The organism is Streptomyces uncialis, assembly GCF_036250755.1.
GTDB classification, from domain to species: domain Bacteria; phylum Actinomycetota; class Actinomycetes; order Streptomycetales; family Streptomycetaceae; genus Streptomyces; species Streptomyces uncialis.
This window is the reverse complement of sequence record NZ_CP109583.1, coordinates 5,867,501-5,889,103: the sequence shown is the minus strand read 5'-3', so window position 1 is coordinate 5,889,103 and position 21,603 is coordinate 5,867,501. Positions and strand designations below refer to the sequence as shown.

Below are 21,603 nucleotides of genomic sequence, written 5' to 3'. Positions count from 1 at the left end.
AGATCTCCTTGCCGGTCGGGCCTGGCACGGTCGGATTCCGTTGAGCAACGGCCATCGTATGCGAGGACCGCGCCACGTCGGGAGGTCCGCACCTACGAGAGCCATCAGGACAACGGACCAGCGCCACGGAAGGTGCCGCGCTCCCGCACGAATTGTGATCGGTCGCTCACATCCGCCCGGCGAATCCAGTGGCATCCCGCCCGCGCGCACCCGCAGAATCAGTCGATGGAGCACGTCACCCTGACCACCGAACGCCTGCTGCTGCGGCCGTTCGCCCCCGCCGACACCGACGAGGTGTCCGCCGCCTGCCAGGACCCCGGCATCCAGCGGTGGACGACGGTCCCCTCGCCGTACACCCGCGAGGACGCCGCCCTGTTCGTCGGCCGTATCGCCCCGGGCACCTGGCGTGACGGCACGGAGTACTCCTTCGCCGTGCGCCTGCGCGACCCCGACGGCGGGGCAGGCCCGCTCGTCGGCGCCGCCAGCCTGCACCACCCGAGCTCGGGCACCTGGGAGATCGGCTACTGGACCGCCGCCGGGCACCGCGGCCGCGGCTACACCACCGAGACCGTCCGGGCGCTGGCCCGCTGGGGCTTCGGCTCCCTCGCCTGCACCCGCCTCGAATGGCGCGCCGAGGTCGGCAACACCGCGTCACGGGCCGTCGCCGAGCGCAGCGGCTTCACCATGGAGGGCGTCCTGCGCGCGGGCATCCTCAACAAGGGCACGCTCCGCGACTGCTGGGTGGGCTCCCTCCTCCCCCACGACCTGGGCATGCCGAGCCGCGACACCTACCTCCCCGCGCGCGGCACCCCGACCCCGCACGACACCCCGGCCTGACACCCCGGCCCGTACGGCACCCCCGGCCCGTACGACATTCCGGCCCGTCCCGCACGACATCCCAGGCCCGTACGACACCCCGGCCTGACACCTTCGGGCCCGCACGACATCCCGGCCTGAAGGGAGCCGCGGAGTCGGGAAATGCGCGGTCCGCGGCCGTCGCCAGGCGAGCCCCGTCCCGGCCGGAACCAGGGGCCCGGAGTGTCAGTGGGGGCGTCTATCGTTCGGGATATGACCACCCTGCCGCGGCCCGCCGCCGCACTCTCCGCCGACGAGGCCCGCCGTATCGCGCTGCGCGCGCAGGGGTTCCTCGGAGCGCCGGACCGCAGGGGCGGGGTCCGGGGCGTGCTGCGGCACCTCGGCGCGGTCCAGCTCGACACCATCTCCGTACTGGCCCGCTCCCATGAGCTCATCCCGTACGCGCGCCTGGGCGCCGTGGGCCGCCCGGCGGTCGACCGCGCGTACTGGACGCCCACGGCCGGCGGCGCCCCCCACGCCTTCGAGTACTGGTCGCACGCCGCGTGCATCCTGCCCGTCGAGGAGTGGCCGCACTTCGCGTTCCGCCGCCGCGCCTACCGCGCCCGCCCGCACTGGGGCCACGACCTGCCGGACGGCTCCTACGACCAGGTCGTCGAGCAGCTCCGCGCCGAAGGCCCCCTGACGGCCACGGAGCTGGGCGGCGCGAAGAACGGCGGCGAGTGGTGGGACTGGTCCGCGTCGAAGGTCGCCGTCGAGCGCGCCCTGATGTACGGCGAGGTGGTGTGCACCGAGCGGCGCGGCTGGAAGCGGGTGTACGACCTCGCGGAGCGGGCCATCCCCGCCGGCCTCCTCCATGACGAGCTGGACGACCGCGAGTGCCTGCGGCGGCTGGTCGCCCTCGCCGGCCGCTCACTGGGCGTCGGCACCCGCGCGGACCTCGCCGACTACCACCGGCTCAAGGGCGAGCAGGTCGACACGGTCATCGCCGACTCCGGTCTCGTACCGGTGTCGGTCGAGGGCTGGGACCGGCCCGCGTGGGCGGACCCCGCGGCCCTTGGGAGCGTCCCGCGCGGACGGCACCGCACGACGCTGCTGTCCCCGTTCGACTCCCTGATCTGGGAACGCGCCCGTACGGAGCGGATCTTCGGCTTCACGCACCGGCTGGAGGCGTACGTCCCCAAGCCCAAGCGGATCCACGGCTACTTCGCGATGCCCCTGCTCTCCGGCGGCAGGCTCCTGGGCCGGGTCGACCCCGCGCGCGACGGCCGCACGCTGGTCGCCCGTCAGGTGTCCCTCGACTCCCCGAAGGCGGTCGCCCCCATGGCCCAGGCCCTCAGGGAGGCCGCGGAGTGGGTCGGCTGCGACACGGTACGGGTGGAGCGGGTCACCCCGGCCCCGCTGGCCGCCCCCTTGGCCGCGGCGCTCGTCTGAACCGGTCCCCGCGCCCGAGCAGCGAGCAAGTGCCCCGAAGGGGCGCGGGATACCCACGAGAGCCCCGTACGGGGACGAGCGCGCCCAGCCCGGAGAACCCGGGAGGCCTTGGGGACCCGGGAGACCCTGGAGACCCTGGAGACGCAAGCGAAGGCGCCCCGCGGAGGCCCTACCGGATCTCCAGGATCTTCTCCCGCATCGCGTACACCACCGCCTCCATCCGGGAGTGCAGCTGAAGCTTCTCCAGGATGTTGCGGACATGGTTCTTCACGGTGTTCTCGCTGATGAACAGTTCCTTGGCGATGTCCCGGTTGTTCATCCCGGTCGCCACCAGCTTCAGCACCTCCAGCTCACGATGGGTGAGCCGGGGCGCGGGCACCAGCCTGCGCTCGTCGGTGCGCTGGATCATCGACTTGAACTCGGTGAGCAGCTTCGACGCCATCGAAGGGCTGATCTGCGACTGACCGTCCGCGACCGCGCGGATCGCCGTCGCGACCTCGTCCGTGGAGATCTCCTTGAGCAGATACCCGGTGGCCCCCGCCTTGATCGCGTCGTAGAGGTCGGCCTCCTCGTCGCTGATCGTCAGCATGATGATCTTCGCGCTCGGGGCCACCTCCTTGATCGAGGTGCATGCCTCGATCCCCCCGCGTTTGGGCATCCGGACATCCATCAGAACGATGTCGGGCAGCAGGTCCGCCGCCTTGTCGACCGCCTCCGCGCCGTCGCCCGCCTCCCCTACGACCAGGATGTCCTCCTCGTCGTGGAGCACGATCTCCAGCCCTCGGCGGAACAGCGCGTGGTCGTCGACCACCAGGACCCGGATGGGCTCCGCACGGGAGGAACCACCGGCCGGTCCCATGCCGACGGCGCCGTCGGCGCCCACGTCACGCATCGGTCCGAAGCTGTCCGCCATCGTTCCTCCCCCTGAAGGCCGTGGCCCGTCTGGGTGCCGCCCGACCGGTGCGCCGCCAACCCGGGGCGGCAGCAACCCGGTTGACGTGTCCGACATGATTTCATGCCCGGACCCTTCCGGGGCGACAGCCACGTGCTCCGGCCGGTCGCACACGGGTGCCCCCGGGGGCGTACGCGCTCCCGGGGGCACACATTGTCCGTCGGTGGACGGCGGTCACCCGCCGAGTGCGCCGCCCGCGCCCGCCGACTCGACCCGGCTGACCATGGGGTCCGTCGTCAGATGGATGACACCGTAGTCGTAGGCGTGGCGCCGGTAGACCACACTGGGCTCCTTCGTCTCGGAGTCGACGAAGAGATAGAAGTCGTGCCCGACCAGCTCCATCTCGTAGAGCGCCTGGTCAAGGCTCATCGGGGCGGCCACATGCGTCTTCTCCCGGACGACGAGAGGGCCGTCGCCCTTCACCTCCAGCGAGCCGATCCGCTTCGTCGGGATCTCGTCACCCGCGGGCTCGGGGTCCTTGGCGATGCTGCCGTCACCGTTCAGATGCGCGGCGTCGGGGACCCGGTCGGCGACCTCGGCGGCCGGGATACGGCCGGTGCCGCGGCGGGTGCGCCGCTTGTCGTGCTCCTTGCGAAGCCGCGCCTCAAGCTTGTCCGTCGCCAGGTCGAGCGCCGCGTACGGGTCGCTGGCCGCCGCCTCGGCCCGGATCACCGGGCCACGGGAGCGGAGCGTGATCTCCACCCGGTCGGCACGGTCGGCCTGCCGGGGGTTGGGCTCCTTGGACACCTCGACGTCCAGGCTGATCACCTTGCCGTCGAGCTTCTGGATCTTGTCCAGCTTCAGCTTCTCGGCCACGTGCTTGCGGAACCGCTCGGGCACCTCGGTCTTGCGGCCCTTGACGACGATGTCCACGCAGAACTCCGTTCCCGGATGGCTCCGCCCGATCGACGGAGCGTCTCCCTTTTGCACCAGGCCCCGGTGACTCCCGAGGCCACGGACTCGGTGGCTTTCACCTCCTCCTCCCCCGGGGACAAGATCCTCACCCCACCGTCTCGGATGATGATGAAAAAAGCCGAGGCAAGGCATTCCCTATCCACGGGATCGGCTGCCCGCCTTTCCCACAACTGAACATATCCCGCCGGGGCCGATGGCGTCACCCTCTCTTGCCCGACACCTCCGTTCAAGCGAATTGAACCCCTCACGAGCTGCAACGACGCAACTTCTCGCTCAGTTCCGGTTTATTTCGAAGGAATCCGGAGATGCAGCTACTACGGCCGCCGTCAGCGTTATTCCGCTGCCCGCGGCACGTAATGCGCGGGCCGCTTCCGTCAATGACGCGCCCGTCGTCATCACATCGTCCACGATCACCACACGAACGTCTTCCGCCAGCAATGTGTCACCTCCTGTGACCACCCGCAACGCCCCGTCGAGATTGGCCCTGCGTTCCTGCGGACCGAGCCCCACCTGATCCCGCACACCCCGCCGCTGACGCAGCACCGGGGCCACCCCGGCCGGCCATCCCGCCCGCCGCAGCACCGACGCCGCGGCCAGCGCCATCCGCCGCGTCGGATCGTGCCCCCGGGCCCGCGTGGCACCCCGGGAGGAGGGAACGGGGACGAGGAGGAGAGAGGGACGGCGGTTCGTGGTGGACGGGTTCCGGGGGGCTCCCCCCACCCCCACCCCTCCCCCCACCGCCCCCGCCAGTGCCTCGCCCAGCGGCTTCGCGAGGTTCAGCGCGCCGCGCTCCTTGTGGGCGAGCAGCACCTCACGTACCGAGTCGCGGTACGGCGCCGCCGCGTGGACGACCGGCAGCCCCGACGGCTCGGGCAGCGGCCGTACCCGGCGCGGCGCCCGTCCGGTCAGTCCCGTACGGCATCGCGCGCACAACGCCGTACGAGGAGTGCCGCAACCGCCGCATCCGGTCGGCAGTACCAAGTCGGTGAAGTCCTGCCACCAGCCCCGCATGAGTCCACTGTGCCAAGGGTCGGGGGAGTCGGCCACCCCTGTGGACAACGGCCTGTGGAAAACCCGGCGGACCCCGCCCGACCAGCGGGTACGCGCCTGGCCGAGGTACGCCCGGGAGAGGTGTCACGTCGGATGTCAGCCACCCCCGGGACAGCCGGGCTCCCCGGGGCCGACCGGGCCGGACAGCCGGACAGCCGGGCAAAGCCTGCCGTGGCGGTCGTGGCGCCCAGGGAGACCGTCAGCCCGGGTAGCCCGGTGTCAGCCCGGGTACCGGCGTCAGCCCGGGTGGACCGGTGTGAACACAGGCAGCCCGGTGTCAGCCCGGGTAGACCGGCGAGGTGCCGTTCTTCAGTACCGTCCGCCAGGGCTCGCCCGGGGGCATCCGGACGATGCCGTCGTCGGAGTGGGCGACCAGCGGCAGCCGGTCGTCGTTGCTCGCGGCGATCTCCTGCACCCCGGTCAGTCCGGGGAGCACCCCGCTCGCGGGGGTGGAGCCGTCCGTCTGGACATAGCGGATCTGCTGGACCCCGCCGCTCTCCCGGCCGACCACCACCAGCCGGCTGCCGCCCGCCCAGGACATGGCGGTGACCTCCTCCAGCTGCGGGGCCACGGCGCGGGCCTCCACGACGGCGACATCGCTGCGGCTGTCGAGACCGGGGAGGTAGCCGTGGACGGGTGAGCGGTCCTCGACGCCCTGGCGTTCGACGCGGCCGATCCGCAGGGTCCGCTTGCCGTCGCGTTCCACGATCAGCGCGATACGCACACCGTCGGCGGCGACCCGTACCGCTTCGATGTGACTGTCCTCCAGGCCCGGCGTCCGCACCACGACGGGGTCACCCGTGCCCTGGCGCAGCATGAACAGCCGGGGGTCGCGGGGGTCCTTGTCCGCGATCCACAGGTCGCCCCGGCCGTCCCAGCTGGGGGTGGTCAGCCGGTCGGTCTCCGCCTTGGCGGTGCTGCGCAGCACCGGGTCGCCGACGGAGGCACCGTCGCGGAAGGAGGCGACGTACAGGGAGCGGCCGTCCCGGGAGACCCCGGCGGCGAGGTCCTCGTCACGGGAGACGGCGGCGGTGCTGAGTTGCTGCGCTCCGGTGCCGAGCGGGCCGGGGACCGGTTCGGGGTCGGCGGCGGTGCTGACGCCGGGCAGCCGGACGAGGCGCTTCTTCAGGTCGAGGAAGTACTGGTAGTCGGGGCGTCCGGCGGTGCGGTGGGGTGCGACGGTCTCGGCGCGGTCGGCGGTGAGCTGGCACAGCGGTGAGCCGTCGGAGCGCTGGATCTCGACCTGTTCGATGCCGTTGGCCGGCCAGTCCTGGAGGGTGAAGATCAGCTGTGCGGCCATCTCGGTGCACTGGGTCTGTCCGACGCCGTTGGCGGCACTGCTGAGCGGCACCTTGAGGGTGTCGTGGCTGTCGGGAGTAAGGGTCTGGGTGCCGCTCTTCAGCAGGGTGCGGGTCGGGAAGCTGGAGCGTACGACCGGGTCCAGCCACCGGGTCGGCCCATCGAGCAGCAGCCGTACGGTCTGGGTGACGGGGTCGATCCGCTGGCGTACGTAGACGGGGTCCGCGACGAGACGTTCCTGGCCGTGCCGGGACGAGGAGCCGTCGACGGCGAAGTAGTACTTGTTGACGGGTTCGTAGATGCGCAGGAAGTCGGTCTCGCCGAGGACGACACCGCGGGGTGGGCGGTTGATCCGCCATTCGTTCCCGGCGCCGCCGTCCTTGATGAGGTGGACGGGCTGCTGGTAGGTGCCGTTCGCGGGTTTGTAGGCGTGCTGTGCGTCGACGGTGGCGACCCGGCTGCCGTTCAGGGTGTAGACCTTGCCGTCGCGGTCGCCGTCGTTGTCGCCGGGGCGCTGGGCGGAGGTGGTGGGGCCGTCGGCGAGGACGGTGGTGGCCACTTCGGGGCGCCACTCCTTGGACGCGTCCTCGGTGAGGTATTTGCGGGCCATCTCGAACTGTGGGTCGTCGCTGGTCAGGGCCTCCAGGAAACCCTGGACTATCTCGGCGGGCTGGGCGCCCTCCCGGGGCGGCATCGCGAAGACGCGGACCTGGGAGTCGGGCAGTTCGGACGCGTCCACGTCACGCAGGTCCCCGTTGTCGGGCATGGTCGCGCAGCCCGCGAGCAGGACGGCGCAGCACCCCAGTACGAGGCCGCCTCCCGGTCGTGTGACGGCCCGTGACCTGCCGCCGAGCCCGGCGGCCGGCGGGTCTGCGGGGCGGCCGTCGCCGACACCGCCGTCGGGCCCGCCGGACGAGCGGTCGGCGCGGCCGGGTGTACCGGGGACCGAAGGCGCCGGAGCGACGCCACCGCCCCCGAGCCCAGGCCCGCCACCGACCCCATGGCCGTGCCCGAGCCCGTGCGCAGGACCGGGCACCCGCCCGCCCCGCTCACGCCAACCACTCAACCCACGCAACCCACGCAACCGTCCGAGCAGTCCTCCGGACTCACCCACGGGGCTCCTCCCGCTCGTTCCCCGGCCGGTCGCCGGTCGTGCCCGTCAGTGCCGCCGATGTCCCGGGGGCACCCGTACGGTCACCGGCACCGCCCGTACCGCGATCGCCGCCCGCGCTCCGGTCGCCGCCCCGGTAGCGGTCGGCGTCCACGCGCCCACCCACGTCCCGGCGCCCGCCAACATGCCCGTCGCCGCCGCCGTCATCACGTCCGTCCACGTCCTCGCCCACGTCCCCGTCGACATCCCCGGCACCGCGTCCGGCACCGCGTCCGGCACCGCGTCCGTCATCCCGTCCGTCGCCGTGCCCTTTGCGCACGCCACGCCCGTCGCGCGCGCCGGTGTCCGGGGCGGCGGCCGGTCCCGTCCCGTTGCCCGGGGTGTGCGGTCGTCTCGCGCCGGACGTGGTGCCGGGGCCGCACAACGTCGTGACGTCCTCGGTGGCTTCGCCGTGCGTGGCCGACGCCGGTCCGGTGCCGTCGCGGCGGGGGACGACCCGGGAGCCGTTGCTCGGCAGTGCCGCCGGGTCGACGACGGGTGTGGTGCCCGTGGTCGACCCGCCTTGCTGGGGCAGCGGGCTCCGGCCGGGGCCGCCCGCGCGCGGGGGCACGGTGGACGCGGCGGAGCGCGGTGCCCCCGTGCGCGAGTGGTGCCCGGCGGCCGGGTCGCGGGGTCCGGTGGCCGGTGCGGGGACGGCGCGGGCCGCGGCGGAGAGCTGGGCCGGGACGGTCGCCGCCGAGCCGCCGGCGGGCGGGGGCGGGGGCCCCTGGGCCGCGTCCCGGTTGCGCCGCGAGTCCTCGGGTTCCAGTGGTATCGGGGAGCCGCGCAGTGCCTCGTCCGCGGTGCGCGGGAGGGTGAGGCGGAACTGTGAGCCGCCGCCGGGTTCGCCCCATGCCTGGAGCCAGCCGCCGTGCAGCCGCGCGTCCTCCAGGGCGATCGACAGTCCGAGGCCGGTGCCGCCGGTGGTGCGCGCGCGGGCGGGGTCGGCGCGCCAGAAGCGGCTGAAGACGCGGGTGGCCTCGCCGGGCTTGAGTCCGACGCCGTAGTCGCGGACGGCGACGGCGACGGCGCCACCGGCCGTGGCGAGCCGGACGACGACGTCCCGGCCCTCGCCGTGTTCGACGGCGTTGACGACGAGGTTGCGCAGGACCCGTTCGACGCGGCGGGTGTCGGCCTCCGCGATGACGGGCTGCTCGTCCCCGACGACGCGTATCCGGGTGCCCTTGCGTTCCGCGAGGGGTTCCGCGCCGCCGACGACCCGGCGGACGACCTCGCGCAGGTCTATCGGTTCGGCCTCCAGCGCGGCGGCGCCCGCGTCGAACCTGCTGATCTCCAGCAGGTCGGCGAGCAGCGACTCGAAGCGGTCGAGCTGGTCGGCGAGGAGTTCGGCGGAGCGCGCGGTGACGGGGTCGAAGTCCACGCGTGCCTCGTGGATGACGTCGGCCGCCATACGCACGGTGGTGAGGGGGGTGCGCAGTTCGTGGGAGACGTCGGAGACGAACCGGCGCTGCATCCGGGACAGCGCCTCCAGCTGCTGGATCTTCAGCTGGAGGTTCTGCGCCATCTTGTTGAAGGCTTCGCCGAGGCGCGCGATGTCGTCCTCGCCGGTGACCTTCATCCGTTCCTGGAGGCGGCCGGCGGAGAGGCGTTCGGCGATGCCCGCGGCCATCCGTACGGGGGTGACGACCTGGCGTACGACGAGCCAGGCGATGGCGCCGAGGAGGACGACGACGAACAGTCCGGCGGTGGCGAGGGTGGTCTTGACGATGCTGAGGGACTTCTCCTCCTGGGCCAGCGGGAAGAGGTAGTACAGCTCGTACCGGTCGCTCTGGGGGGTGCTGAGCTGTGTGCCGATGGCGAGGCCGGGCTGGGAGGGGCGGCCGTCGCTGTAGATGATGCGGGTGTAGCTGCGGGAGGGGCCCGTGTTGTCGTCGACGCCTTCGCGCAGGGTCAGGGGGATGCTGGCGGGCGCGTCGACGTTGCCGGAGCCGCGGGGGGCGCGGGCGCTGACGTTGCCGCCCTCGCCGGGTGGGTTCAGGGTGACGACGTGGAAGGCGCCCTGGCCACTGGCGGACATCTGCTGGACGAGGTCGTTGAGCCAGATCGCGGAGTTCTGCCGGGGCAGTCCGTCGCGGGCGTTGCCGTCGGAGGTACTCTCGCCGGCGGACCTGGCGAGGGTGTCGGCGACCTGGAAGCCGCCGGTGGCCTGGCTCTCGGCGCCCGTGACCTTGGCGTCGAGGAGGCCGTTGCGGACCTGTCCGATGACGACGAATCCGAGCAGCAGGACGACACCGAGCGACATCAGCAGGGTCGTCGCGACGACCTTGAGCTGGATGTTGCGTCGCCACAGGCGTACGGCGGGCAGCAGCGGGCGGCGCACCCAGCGGGCGAACAGCCGCAGCACGGGGCTGCCCTGCACACCGCCCTGGAGCAGCAGTCCGCCGTCGATGAGGCGCCGCACGCGCCGCCGTACCGCGCTCCGGCCGACAGGCCGCCCCGCCCCCGCGCCCGGAGTCCCGGGTGCCGTGGCCGAGACGGCACTGTCGTCCCCGGGCATGTCAGCTCGGTCCGGCCTTGTATCCGACGCCCCGCACGGTCACCACGATCTCCGGGCGCTCGGGGTCCTTCTCGACCTTGGAGCGCAGCCGCTGGACGTGGACGTTGACGAGCCGGGTGTCGGCGGCGTGCCGGTAGCCCCAGACCTGCTCCAGCAGGACCTCGCGGGTGAACACCTGCCACGGTTTGCGGGCGAGCGCGACCAGCAGGTCGAACTCCAGGGGGGTCAGCGCGATGGACTGACCGTCCCGTTTCACCGAGTGGCCGGCGACGTCGATGACGAGGTCACCGATCGCGAGCTGCTCGGGCGCGGGCTCCTCGGAGCGCCGGAGCCGGGCCCTGATCCGTGCGACCAGTTCCTTCGGCTTGAACGGCTTGACGATGTAGTCGTCGGCGCCGGACTCCAGGCCCACGACCACGTCGACCGTGTCGCTCTTCGCCGTAAGCATGACGATCGGTACCCCGGACTCCGCCCTGATCAGACGGCACACCTCGATACCGTCGCGGCCCGGCAGCATCAGGTCGAGAAGCACCAGATCGGGCTTGCTCTCCCGGAAGGCGGCCAGCGCCTTGTCGCCGTCCGCGACGAACGACGGTTCAAAACCTTCACCACGCAGCACGATGCCGAGCATCTCGGCCAGTGCCGTGTCGTCGTCGACGACAAGGACTCGTCCCTTCATAAACGACATCATCCCATTAGCTAATCGTTACCTGGCGTGACCTGGCACACAGCCCGGCGATCGCCGGGGCTGTCACGGGCGAAACGGCGCCCATTTCGGTGACGACGGCGGTCACCAGTTCCGGTGGCGTCACGTCGAACGCGGGGTTGTACGCCTGGGTTCCCAGGGGTGCCACCGGAACCCCGCCTCCCGCTCCCGCCGCGGTGTGCGGCATCCGGACCTCCGTCACCTCGCGTCCGGACCGCTGCTCCACCTCGATGGACGCCCCGCTGGGCGTGTCGAGGTCGATGGTGGTCACCGGGGCGACCACGACGAACGGCACATGGTGGTACCGCGCGAGCACGGCGAGCGGATAGCTCCCCACCTTGTTGGCCACCGAACCGTCGGCGGCGATCCGGTCGGCCCCTATCAGTACCGCGTCCACCTCTCCCGCCGCGAACAGGGATCCCGCGGCGCTGTCCGTGAGCAGTGTGTACGGCATGCCGTGCCGGGCCGCCTCGTAGGCCGTGAGCCGCGCACCCTGCCACAGGGGACGGGTCTCGTCCACCCACAGCCGCCGCAGCCGTCCTTCCCGGTGGGCGGCGAGCGCCACCGCGAAGGCGGTGCCCTCCCCGCCGGACACGAGCGCCCCGGTGTTGCAGTGGGTGAGGACCCGGTGCCGGCCGCCGGGCAGCAGCTCGTCGAGGAGGGCGAGGCCGTGCCGGGCCATCGCCGCGCTGGCGTCGGCGTCCCGCGCGTGCAGGGCACGCGCCGCCGCCAGCGCGGCCCGCGCGGCCCCTGCGCGGTCCCCTGCGCCCACGGGGGAGGCCCCGGGCGCACCTGGGCCACCGGTACCGCCGGTGGCCGTCGTGCCGCCGCTGAGCGCCGCGCGGTAGGCCGCCTGGGCCAGCCGGACCCCGCGCGCGAGGTTGACGGCGGTGGGGCGGGCCGCGGCGAGCGCGTCGGCCGCCTCGTCCACGTCGGCGCCACGGGCCGCGGCCAGCGCCACCCCGTACGCGCCCGCCAGGCCGAGCAGCGGCGCTCCCCGGACGGCGAGCGTCAAGATCGCCTCCACCAGCGACGCGGCGTCCGCGCACACCAGCTCCGCCTCCTCCGCCGGGAGCCGCGTCTGGTCGAGAAGCACCAGTACAGGGCCTTCGGGAGGTTCGTCCCAACGGATCGCGGGAGTCCGCCCGCGCCGCGCTCCGTCACCTGGACGCCCGTACTGATCAGCCATTCGTCCAGTCTGCCCCGGACCGGTGCGACAAATGAAGGCCCGCCGGTGACGGAGCGTCCGGTCCACCCGGTCCGTCCGGCGACCCGTCGTGGCACGATGGCTGCCGTAGCGCCGCCGCGACCGCGGACCGGCACCGAGAAGGAGCCACGATGAACGACACTCCGGGCTGGGCCTCGCCCGGACGGTCCGCCCCCTCCGACGGCGACGGTCAGGGCGTACCCCGCCCCGCCGAGCCCGCGGACGGCCCGACGGACGCCCCCGGCCCCACCTCGAAGTGGTCGAAGGAGCAGCCCCCCGCCGACGACTGGTCCGCCCCCGCGGGCCCGCCACCGGCCCGTACCCCGCAGGCCCCGCCCCCCGGCTGGGGCGGTCAGGCCCCGGGCCCCGGCTGGGGTCAGGCGCCGGGCGGTCCGGGCTGGGGTCCCCAGGGCCCCGGCGGACCGGGCTGGGGTGCCTGGCAGGGCAGGCCGCAGGCCGCCAAGCCCGGGGTGATCCCGCTGCGCCCGCTCGGCGTCGGCGAGATCCTCGACGGCGCCGTGTCCACGATGCGCGCCCACTGGCGCACGGTCCTCGGGATCTCCCTGGCCGTCGCCGTCGTCACCCAGATCATGACCGTGCTGCTCCAGGGCCTCGTCCTCACCGACATCGACACCACCGCCCTGAACGACCCGGGCGCCTCGCTCGACGAACTCGGTGACGCCCTCGGCAACTCCCTGCTCGTCACGGGCGTGATCCTCGCGATCACCCTGCTCGGCACGATCGTCGCGACAGCCCTGCTGACGACGGTCACCAGCCGCGCGGTCCTCGGCAAGCCCGTGTCGACCGCCCAGGCATGGGCCGACGCCCGCGCCCAGCTCCCGAAGCTGTTCGGTCTGACGGCGCTGATAGCGCTGATCTCCGGCGGGATCGTCGGCATCAGCCTCGTCCCCGGCCTGCTGGCCGGGGACAGCGACGGCGCCCCCGGACTGCTCGCGATCGGCGCGATCGCGGGACTCTGCGTCGCGGTGTGGCTCGTCGTCCGGCTGTCGCTGGCCTCGCCCGCGCTGATGCTGGAGAAGCAGGGCATAGGCAAGGCCATGAGCCGGTCCCTGAAGCTGGTCCGGGGCGCCTGGTGGCGGATCTTCGGCATCGGCCTGCTCGCCGCGGTGATCGCCAACATCCTCGCGTCGATCATCGTGATCCCCTTCAGCATGATCGCGAGCGTCGCCGCCGGGGACGGCCCGTCCGGCTTCCTCACCGGCACGAGCGGCGTCGGCTGGACGTTCCTCGTCATCAGCGGTGTCGGCTCCGTCATCGCGTCGATGCTGACGCTCCCGGTCACCGCGGGCGTCACCGTGCTCCTGTACATCGACCAGCGCATCCGCCGCGAGGCCCTCGACCTCGACCTGGCACGCGCCGCCGGGGTCCCCGGCCAGGGCACCGGCACCCCCGGTCCCGTACCGGGGAGCTGACCGGGTGGGTGCCGCGGGGGGCGCGCCCGCCACGGCGGCGGGCGCGATCGCGGGTGCGCCGGCCGGCGCAGCCGCCGGTGACGACGCGCCACCGCTCACGATCCCCCGTGACCCCGCGCGGGAGGCCGCCGAACGCGAGCTGTCCCGGCCGATGTACCACGAGAACGACCCGGGCCTGTTCCAGCGCGCGCTCGACGCGTTCCTGGGATGGGTGGACGACGTCTTCTCCGCCGCCTCCGGCGCGTCACCCGGCGGCGTCGTCGGACTGACGGTGATCGTCCTCGCGGCGGCCGCCCTGATCGGCGCGCTGTGGTGGCGCCTGGGCAGCCCGACCCGTACACCGCGCGGCTCCGCGCCCCTCTTCGGCGACCTGCCGCGCAGCGCCGCCGAACACCGGGCCACCGCCGACACCCACGCCGCCCAGGGCCACTGGACCCCGGCCCTCCAGGAACGCGTACGGGCCCTCGTCCGCGCCCTGGAGGAACGCGCCCTGCTCGACGCCCGCCCCGGCCGCACCGCCGACGAGGCCGCCGCCGAGGCGGGCCGCCCCCTGCCCGGCCACGCCGACCGGCTGCGGGCCGCCGCGTACGCCTTCGACGACGTCACATACGGCGGGCGCACCGCAGACCGCGACACATACCAGCGGGTCACCGCCCTCGACCACGACCTCCAGCGCGCCAAACCGGTCCTCACCGCACCCGCCCCCCACAGCGACCCCCACCCGACCGGCGACACGACCACCCGCACCACGACCGCGACCAGCACCAGCACAGGCACAGGCACAGGCACCAGCCAGCGCTCCGGCTCCGGCTCCGGCTCCGGCACCGGCACCGGCACCGGCACCGGCACGGGAACCGCCGACACCCCCGGTCCCGCACAGGCACCCGACCGCACCCGAGGGGACGCCGAATGACCCACGCGCCCCTCCTCCCGTCCACCTCGGCCTCGCCGACCGCCCGTCAGGTGTGGACCCGCGCGCGCGGACCGCTGATCGCCCTGGTGATCGTCCTCGTCGGCGCCGTCGCCATCGCCGCCGTACGCTCCGGCGCCGAACGCGGCCGTCTCGACCCGCGCTCCGCCGAACCCCTCGGCAGCCGCGCCGTCAGCGAACTCCTCGCCGACCGCGGCGTCGACACCCGCGTCGTCACCACCACCGAGGAGGCGGCGGCCGCGGCCGGCCCCGGCACCACCCTCCTCGTCGCCGCCCCCGACCTGCTCACCGACGGCCAGTGGACACGGCTGCGCACGGCCACCGCCGAGTCCGGCGGCCGGACCGTCCTCGTCGCCCCCGGGCCCGCGTCCGACCGGCTCGTCCCCGGAGTCACCGCCGACCAGGCACCCAGCGCGGAACGCACCCTCGGCCCCGACTGCGCCCTGCCCGCCGCGAACCGCGCGGGCGACGCCGACACCGGCGGCTACCGCTACCACGTGAGCGCGCCGCGCGCGGAGAGCTGCTACCCGAGCGGCGGACTGCCCACCCTCGTCCGCGTCCCGGCCGGCCCCGACGCGACAGCGACCGCCGCGAACGGCGACACCGTCGTGATCGGCTCCCCCGGCCCCCTGTACAACGACCGCCTCGACGAGCACGGCAACGCCTCCCTCGCCCTGCAACTCCTCGGCTCCCGACCGCAGCTGGTCTGGTACCTCCCCTCGCTGTCCGACGACGCCCTCGACGGCGCCGACCGCGAGTTCACCGACCTGATCCCCTCCGGCTGGCTCTGGGCCACCCTGCAACTCGGCATCGCCTTCGTCCTCACCGCCCTGTGGCGGGCACGCCGACTGGGCCCCCTGGTCCCCGAACGTCTCCCCGTCGCCATCCGCGCCTCCGAGACCGCCGAAGGCCGCGCCCGCCTCTACCGCAAGGCGAACGCGCGCGACCGCGCCGCCGACGCTCTCCGCACCGCCACCCGCACCCGGCTCGCCCCCCTCGTCGGTGTCTCCCCCACGCAAGCGCACGCACCCGAGGCGCTGCTGCCCGCGCTCGCCGCCCGGCTCCGCACCCCGGAGCACGGCGGCGGTCTGCCGACCCTCCTCTTCGGACCGCCACCGGGCGACGACGCGGCCCTGACCGCCCTCGCCGACCAACTCGACACCCTCGAAAGAGAGGTACGCACTTCATGACGGACCCGACCACTGACACTGCCGGTGCCCCCGGGGACGCGCACGCCTCACGCGCCTCCCTGGAGGCCCTGCGCGCCGAGATCGCGAAGGCCGTGGTCGGTCAGGACCCCGCCGTCACCGGCCTCGTGGTGGCCCTGCTCTGCCGCGGTCACGTCCTGCTCGAAGGCGTCCCCGGTGTCGCCAAGACCCTGCTGGTGCGCGCCCTCGCCGCCTCCCTCGAACTCGACACCAAACGCGTCCAGTTCACCCCCGACCTGATGCCCGGCGACATCACCGGCTCCCTCGTGTACGACGCCCGCACCGCCGAGTTCTCCTTCCAGCCGGGCCCCGTCTTCACCAATCTCCTCCTCGCCGACGAGATCAACCGCACCCCGCCCAAGACCCAGTCGTCCCTCCTCGAAGCGATGGAGGAACGCCAGGTCACCGTCGACGGCACCCCCCGCAAGCTCCCGGAACCGTTCCTCGTCGCCGCCACCCAGAACCCCGTCGAGTACGAAGGCACCTACCCGCTGCCCGAGGCCCAACTGGACCGGTTCCTGCTGAAGCTGACGGTCCCTCTGCCGGACCGCGAGGACGAGATCGACGTCCTGCGCCGCCACGCCGACGGCTTCGACCCCCGAGATCTGCGCGCCGCCGGAGTACGCCCCGTCGCCGGACCCGCCGACCTGGAGGCCGCGCGCGCCGCCGTCGCCAAGACCTCCGTCTCCCCGGAGATCACCGGCTACGTCGTCGACATCTGCCGCGCCACCCGCGACTCGCCGTCCTTCTCCCTCGGGGTCTCCCCGCGCGGCGCCACCGCACTGCTGTCGACCGCCCGCGCGTGGGCCTGGCTCACCGGCCGCGACTACGTCACCCCGGACGATGTGAAGGCCCTGGCCCTGCCCACCCTGCGGCACCGCGTCCAGCTCCGCCCCGAGGCCGAGATGGAAGGCGTCACCGCCGACTCCGTCATCACCGCGATCCTCGCCCACGTCCCCGTACCCCGCTGAGCCGAGGACCCATGGCACTCACCGGACGCGCCGCGCTCCTCGCGGCCCTCGGCACCCTGCCCGTCGGCCTGTGGGAACCCGGGCTGACGGGCATCCTCGCCGTCAACGCCCCGCTGGCCCTGGCCTGCGCCTGCGACTTCGCCCTCGCCGCCCCCGTACGCCGACTGCGTCTGACGCGCTCCGGAGACACCTCGGTCCGCCTCGGCGACCCCGCGGACGTCACCCTCACCGTCACCAACCCCACGGGCCGCCCGCTGCGCGCCCGGCTGCGCGACGCCTGGCCGCCCAGCGCGTGGACACCCGGCACCGAGATCGAGGCGTCCCGCCACCGGCTCACGATCCCGCCCGGCGAACGCCGCCGCGTCACCACCCGGCTGCTTCCCACCCGCCGCGGCGACCGGCAGGCCGACCGCGTCACCATCCGCTCCTACGGCCCCCTCGGTCTGTTCGCCCGCCAGGGCACCCACCAGGTGCCGTGGACGGTACGCGTCCTGCCCCCGTTCCACAGCCGCAAGCACCTGCCGTCGAAACTGGCCCGGCTGCGTGAACTCGACGGCCGCACCAGCGTCCTGACCCGCGGTGAGGGCACCGAGTTCGACAGCCTCCGCGAGTACGTCCCCGGCGACGACACCCGTTCCATCGACTGGCGCGCCACCGCCCGCCGGTCCGCCGTCGCCGTCCGCACCTGGCGCCCGGAACGCGACCGCCACATCCTGCTCGTCCTCGACACCGGACGGACCTCCGCCGGCCGGGTCGGTGACGCCCCCCGGCTGGACGCCGCGATGGACGCGGCCCTGCTCCTGGCCGCCCTCGCGTCCCGCGCCGGGGACCGCGTCGACCTGCTCGCCTACGACCGCCGGGTACGCGCCCTGGTCCAGGGCCGCACCGCCGGCCAGCTGCTGCCCGCCTTCGTCAACGCGATGGCCCCCCTGGAACCGGAACTCCTCGAAACGGACGCCCGGGGACTGACGGCGACAGCGCTCCGTTCAGCGCCCCGCCGTTCCCTGATCGTGCTGCTGACCGGCCTGGACGCGGCCCCCGTCGAAGAAGGCCTGCTCCCGCTCCTCCCCCAGCTCACCCGGCGCCACACGGTCCTCGTCGCCGCGGTGGCGGACCCTCATATCGAGACCATGTCGAAGTCCCGTGGCACCCCGGACGCGGTCTACGAAGCCGCCGCGGCGGCCCGGGCCCAGGCCGAACGCCACCGCACGGCGGAACAACTCCGCCGCCACGGGGTCACCGTCGTGGACGCGACCCCGGCAGCCCTTCCCCCGGCCCTGGCGGACGCCTACCTCGCCCTCAAAGCAGCAGGACGCCTCTGACAAGTCTTGTCGGCCCGGTAGCACCGGGCCGACAAGAGAAGACCAGAACATTCGGAAAGCAGAACGCAACGGGTCCGAAAGCGAAGAATTACCCGGGAACGCAAAGAAGGCCGTGGTCTTCAAGAGAAACAAGTTCTCTTGAAGACCACAGCCTTCATATAAAGTTAGTTCGGCGGTGTCCTACTCTCCCACAGGGTCCCCCCTGCAGTACCATCGGCGCTGTAAGGCTTAGCTTCCGGGTTCGGAATGTAACCGGGCGTTTCCCTCACGCTATGACCACCGAAACACTACGAAACACACCCCGCACACCCCCGCCGGCCCACACAACCCAATATTTGGGTCGGGGCAGGGGGGTGTTGGTTGTTCGTGGTTTCAGAACCAACACAGTGGACGCGAGCAACTGAGGACAAGCCCTCGGCCTATTAGTACCAGTCAACTCCACCGGTCACCCGGCTTCCATATCTGGCCTATCAACCCAGTCGTCTACTGGGAGCCTTACCCCATCAAGTGGGTGGGAGTCCTCATCTCGAAGCAGGCTTCCCGCTTAGATGCTTTCAGCGGTTATCCCTCCCGAACGTAGCCAACCAGCCATGCCCTTGGCAGGACAACTGGCACACCAGAGGTTCGTCCGTCCCGGTCCTCTCGTACTAGGGACAGCCCTTCTCAAGACTCCTGCGCGCGCAGCGGATAGGGACCGAACTGTCTCACGACGTTCTAAACCCAGCTCGCGTACCGCTTTAATGGGCGAACAGCCCAACCCTTGGGACCGACTCCAGCCCCAGGATGCGACGAGCCGACATCGAGGTGCCAAACCATCCCGTCGATATGGACTCTTGGGGAAGATCAGCCTGTTATCCCCGGGGTACCTTTTATCCGTTGAGCGACGGCGCTTCCACAAGCCACCGCCGGATCACTAGTCCCGACTTTCGTCCCTGCTCGACCCGTCGGTCTCACAGTCAAGCTCCCTTGTGCACTTACACTCAACACCTGATTACCAACCAGGCTGAGGGAACCTTTGGGCGCCTCCGTTACTCTTTAGGAGGCAACCGCCCCAGTTAAACTACCCATCAGACACTGTCCCTGATCCGGATCACGGACCCAGGTTAGACATCCAGCACGACCAGAGTGGTATTTCAACAGCGACTCCACAACCACTGGCGTGGCCGCTTCAAAGTCTCCCACCTATCCTACACAAGCCGAACCGAACACCAATATCAAACTATAGTAAAGGTCCCGGGGTCTTTCCGTCCTGCTGCGCGAAACGAGCATCTTTACTCGTAGTGCAATTTCACCGGGCCTATGGTTGAGACAGTCGAGAAGTCGTTACGCCATTCGTGCAGGTCGGAACTTACCCGACAAGGAATTTCGCTACCTTAGGATGGTTATAGTTACCACCGCCGTTTACTGGCGCTTAAGTTCTCAGCCTCGCCCACCCGAAAGTGAGCTAACCGGTCCCCTTAACGTTCCAGCACCGGGCAGGCGTCAGTCCGTATACATCGCCTTACGGCTTCGCACGGACCTGTGTTTTTAGTAAACAGTCGCTTCTCGCTGGTCTCTGCGGCCACCCCCAGCTCAAGCAGCAAGTGCTATCACCAGAAATGGCCCCCCTTCTCCCGAAGTTACGGGGGCATTTTGCCGAGTTCCTTAACCATAGTTCACCCGAACGCCTCGGTATTCTCTACCTGACCACCTGAGTCGGTTTAGGGTACGGGCCGCCATGAAACTCGCTAGAGGCTTTTCTCGACAGCATAGGATCATCCACTTCACCACAATCGGCTCGGCATCAGGTCTCAGCCTTGATGAGCGGCGGATTTACCTGCCACTCGGCCTACACCCTTACCCCGGGACAACCACCGCCCGGGATGGACTACCTTCCTGCGTCACCCCATCACTCACCTACTACAAGTCCGGGTCACCGGCTCCACCACTTTCCTTTCCCCGAAGGGTCCGGAACGGCTTCACGGGCTTAGCATCGCCTGATTCGATGTTTGACGCTTCACAGCGGGTACCGGAATATCAACCGGTTATCCATCGACTACGCCTGTCGGCCTCGCCTTAGGTCCCGACTTACCCTGGGCAGATCAGCTTGACCCAGGAACCCTTAGTCAATCGGCGCACACGTTTCCCACGTGTGTATCGCTACTCATGCCTGCATTCTCACTCGTGAACCGTCCACCACTGCCTTACGGCGCGGCTTCACCCGGCACACGACGCTCCCCTACCCATCACAGCGGGCGTTGGCCCTCATGCTGCAATGACACGACTTCGGCGGTACGCTTGAGCCCCGCTACATTGTCGGCGCGGAATCACTAGACCAGTGAGCTATTACGCACTCTTTCAAGGGTGGCTGCTTCTAAGCCAACCTCCTGGTTGTCTGTGCGACTCCACATCCTTTCCCACTTAGCGTACGCTTAGGGGCCTTAGTCGATGCTCTGGGCTGTTTCCCTCTCGACCATGGAGCTTATCCCCCACAGTCTCACTGCCGCGCTCTCACTTACCGGCATTCGGAGTTTGGCTAAGGTCAGTAACCCGGTAGGGCCCATCGCCTATCCAGTGCTCTACCTCCGGCAAGAAACACACGACGCTGCACCTAAATGCATTTCGGGGAGAACCAGCTATCACGGAGTTTGATTGGCCTTTCACCCCTAACCACAGGTCATCCCCCAGGTTTTCAACCCTGGTGGGTTCGGTCCTCCACGACCTCTTACAGCCGCTTCAACCTGCCCATGGCTAGATCACTCCGCTTCGGGTCTTGAGCGCGCTACTATATCGCCCTGTTCGGACTCGCTTTCGCTACGGCTTCCCCACACGGGTTAACCTCGCAACACACCGCAAACTCGCAGGCTCATTCTTCAAAAGGCACGCAGTCACGACATGCAAGCAAGCTTGCATGCGACGCTCCCACGGCTTGTAGGCACACGGTTTCAGGTACTATTTCACTCCCCTCCCGGGGTACTTTTCACCATTCCCTCACGGTACTATCCGCTATCGGTCACCAGGGAATATTTAGGCTTAGCGGGTGGTCCCGCCAGATTCACACGGGATTTCTCGGGCCCCGTGCTACTTGGGTGTCTCTTCCAACGAGCCGTTGACGTTTCAGCTACGGGGGTCTTACCCTCTACGCCGGGCCTTTCGCATGCCCTTCGCCTACACCAACGGTTTATAACTCGCCGACCGGCCGGCAGACCGATCCAAAGAGATCCCACAACCCCCTGCATGCAACCCCTGCCGGGTCTCACACATACAGGGTTTAGCCTCATCCGGTTTCGCTCGCCACTACTCCCGGAATCACGGTTGTTTTCTCTTCCTGCGGGTACTGAGATGTTTCACTTCCCCGCGTTCCCTCCACATGCCCTATGTGTTCAGGCATGGGTGACAGCCCATGACGACTGCCGGGTTTCCCCATTCGGAAACCCCCGGATCAAAGCCTGGTTGACGGCTCCCCGGGGACTATCGTGGCCTCCCACGTCCTTCATCGGTTCCTGGTACCAAGGCATCCACCGTGCGCCCTTAAAAACTTGGCCACAGATGCTCGCGTCCACTGTGCAGTTCTCAAACAACGACCAACCACCCGTCACAGCCCGCCGAAGCAGACTTTCACCGGGGCCGGCAACCGAAGACACAAGCCAGTACGGCCGTGCCCTCAGACACCCAACAGCGCGCCCGACCCGACCCCGCCCGGAGATCATGCTTT

13 protein-coding genes, 2 rRNA genes and 1 pseudogene are annotated in these 21,603 nt (G+C 70.9%); 7 read left to right on the top strand and 9 right to left on the bottom strand.

What is annotated here, in order from left to right; genetic code table 11:
* Positions 1-225 precede the first annotated feature (225 nt).
* Complete coding sequence (locus OG711_RS24595) at positions 226-837, top strand: GNAT family N-acetyltransferase (RefSeq protein ID WP_329560476.1); 612 nt, start codon at positions 226-228, stop codon at positions 835-837.
* A gap of 231 nt (positions 838-1,068) precedes the next feature.
* Positions 1,069-2,247, top strand: a complete 1,179-nt coding sequence (locus OG711_RS24590; RefSeq protein ID WP_329560474.1) for a winged helix-turn-helix domain-containing protein — start codon at positions 1,069-1,071, stop codon at positions 2,245-2,247.
* A gap of 169 nt (positions 2,248-2,416) precedes the next feature.
* Here the strand turns inward: OG711_RS24590 and OG711_RS24585 are convergent, their stop codons facing one another.
* The 7 genes from OG711_RS24585 to mtnA form a co-directional block, all read right to left on the bottom strand.
* On the bottom strand, positions 2,417-3,160 hold the full coding sequence (locus OG711_RS24585) for a response regulator (protein WP_073794105.1): 744 nt from the start codon (positions 3,158-3,160) through the stop codon (positions 2,417-2,419).
* A 213-nt stretch (positions 3,161-3,373) separates the two neighbouring features.
* A complete protein-coding gene (gene hpf, locus OG711_RS24580; RefSeq protein ID WP_399502650.1) occupies positions 3,374-4,072 on the bottom strand; it encodes a ribosome hibernation-promoting factor, HPF/YfiA family in 699 nt (232 codons plus the stop codon).
* A gap of 315 nt (positions 4,073-4,387) precedes the next feature.
* Positions 4,388-5,125, bottom strand: a complete 738-nt coding sequence (locus OG711_RS24575) for a ComF family protein (RefSeq protein WP_329560472.1) — start codon at positions 5,123-5,125, stop codon at positions 4,388-4,390.
* 316 nt (positions 5,126-5,441) lie between these two features.
* Positions 5,442-7,229: an LpqB family beta-propeller domain-containing protein gene (locus OG711_RS24570; RefSeq protein WP_073794111.1), complete on the bottom strand. Its 1,788-nt coding sequence runs from the start codon at positions 7,227-7,229 to the stop codon at positions 5,442-5,444.
* A gap of 340 nt (positions 7,230-7,569) precedes the next feature.
* Positions 7,570-10,131: an MtrAB system histidine kinase MtrB gene (mtrB, locus tag OG711_RS24565; RefSeq protein ID WP_329560469.1), complete on the bottom strand. Its 2,562-nt coding sequence runs from the start codon at positions 10,129-10,131 to the stop codon at positions 7,570-7,572.
* Between the two features lies 1 nt (position 10,132).
* The gene (gene mtrA, locus OG711_RS24560) at positions 10,133-10,822 is read right to left on the bottom strand and encodes a two-component system response regulator MtrA (RefSeq protein WP_187284748.1); all 690 of its coding nucleotides are present in this window, start codon (positions 10,820-10,822) and stop codon (positions 10,133-10,135) included.
* Positions 10,823-10,826: 4 nt separating this feature from the next.
* Positions 10,827-12,026: an S-methyl-5-thioribose-1-phosphate isomerase gene (gene mtnA, locus OG711_RS24555; RefSeq protein ID WP_329560467.1), complete on the bottom strand. Its 1,200-nt coding sequence runs from the start codon at positions 12,024-12,026 to the stop codon at positions 10,827-10,829.
* Between the two features lie 149 nt (positions 12,027-12,175).
* Here mtnA and OG711_RS24550 point away from each other — a divergent pair, with 149 nt between their 5' ends.
* The 5 genes and pseudogenes from OG711_RS24550 to OG711_RS24530 all read left to right on the top strand — a co-directional run bounded on the left by OG711_RS24550 (position 12,176) and on the right by OG711_RS24530 (position 17,909).
* Positions 12,176-13,477, top strand: a complete 1,302-nt coding sequence (locus tag OG711_RS24550) for a glycerophosphoryl diester phosphodiesterase membrane domain-containing protein (RefSeq protein ID WP_329560465.1) — start codon at positions 12,176-12,178, stop codon at positions 13,475-13,477.
* 46 nt (positions 13,478-13,523) lie between these two features.
* A pseudogene (locus tag OG711_RS24545) lies at positions 13,524-14,186 on the top strand (DUF4129 domain-containing protein); the annotation flags it as partial.
* Positions 14,187-14,386: 200 nt separating this feature from the next.
* A complete protein-coding gene (locus OG711_RS24540) occupies positions 14,387-15,598 on the top strand; it encodes a DUF4350 domain-containing protein (protein WP_329560463.1) in 1,212 nt (403 codons plus the stop codon).
* A complete protein-coding gene (locus OG711_RS24535) occupies positions 15,595-16,587 on the top strand; it encodes an AAA family ATPase (protein ID WP_329560461.1) in 993 nt (330 codons plus the stop codon). The genes OG711_RS24540 and OG711_RS24535 overlap by 4 nt, the downstream gene beginning before the upstream one ends.
* Before the next feature lie 11 nt (positions 16,588-16,598).
* Complete coding sequence (locus OG711_RS24530; protein WP_329560459.1) at positions 16,599-17,909, top strand: DUF58 domain-containing protein; 1,311 nt, start codon at positions 16,599-16,601, stop codon at positions 17,907-17,909.
* A gap of 167 nt (positions 17,910-18,076) precedes the next feature.
* Here the strand turns inward: OG711_RS24530 and rrf are convergent.
* A 5S ribosomal RNA gene (rrf, locus tag OG711_RS24525) occupies positions 18,077-18,193 on the bottom strand.
* Positions 18,194-18,311: 118 nt separating this feature from the next.
* A 23S ribosomal RNA gene (locus tag OG711_RS24520) occupies positions 18,312-21,433 on the bottom strand.
* Positions 21,434-21,603 lie beyond the last annotated feature (170 nt).

What these genes read in the sequence shown, in the direction of transcription:
- OG711_RS24595 (WP_329560476.1), top strand. Translation starts at nt 226, where the DNA reads ATGGAGCACGTCACCCTGACCACCGAACGCCTGCTGCTGCGGCCGTTC.
- mtrA (WP_187284748.1), bottom strand. Translation starts at nt 10,822, where the DNA reads ATGATGTCGTTTATGAAGGGACGAGTCCTTGTCGTCGACGACGACACG.
- OG711_RS24530 (WP_329560459.1), top strand. Translation starts at nt 16,599, where the DNA reads ATGGCACTCACCGGACGCGCCGCGCTCCTCGCGGCCCTCGGCACCCTG.
- mtrB (WP_329560469.1), bottom strand. Translation starts at nt 10,131, where the DNA reads ATGCCCGGGGACGACAGTGCCGTCTCGGCCACGGCACCCGGGACTCCG.
- OG711_RS24590 (WP_329560474.1), top strand. Translation starts at nt 1,069, where the DNA reads ATGACCACCCTGCCGCGGCCCGCCGCCGCACTCTCCGCCGACGAGGCC.
- OG711_RS24550 (WP_329560465.1), top strand. Translation starts at nt 12,176, where the DNA reads ATGAACGACACTCCGGGCTGGGCCTCGCCCGGACGGTCCGCCCCCTCC.
- OG711_RS24575 (WP_329560472.1), bottom strand. Translation starts at nt 5,125, where the DNA reads ATGCGGGGCTGGTGGCAGGACTTCACCGACTTGGTACTGCCGACCGGA.
- mtnA (WP_329560467.1), bottom strand. Translation starts at nt 12,026, where the DNA reads ATGGCTGATCAGTACGGGCGTCCAGGTGACGGAGCGCGGCGCGGGCGG.
- OG711_RS24535 (WP_329560461.1), top strand. Translation starts at nt 15,595, where the DNA reads ATGACGGACCCGACCACTGACACTGCCGGTGCCCCCGGGGACGCGCAC.
- OG711_RS24585 (WP_073794105.1), bottom strand. Translation starts at nt 3,160, where the DNA reads ATGGCGGACAGCTTCGGACCGATGCGTGACGTGGGCGCCGACGGCGCC.
- OG711_RS24570 (WP_073794111.1), bottom strand. Translation starts at nt 7,229, where the DNA reads ATGCCCGACAACGGGGACCTGCGTGACGTGGACGCGTCCGAACTGCCC.
- OG711_RS24540 (WP_329560463.1), top strand. Translation starts at nt 14,387, where the DNA reads ATGACCCACGCGCCCCTCCTCCCGTCCACCTCGGCCTCGCCGACCGCC.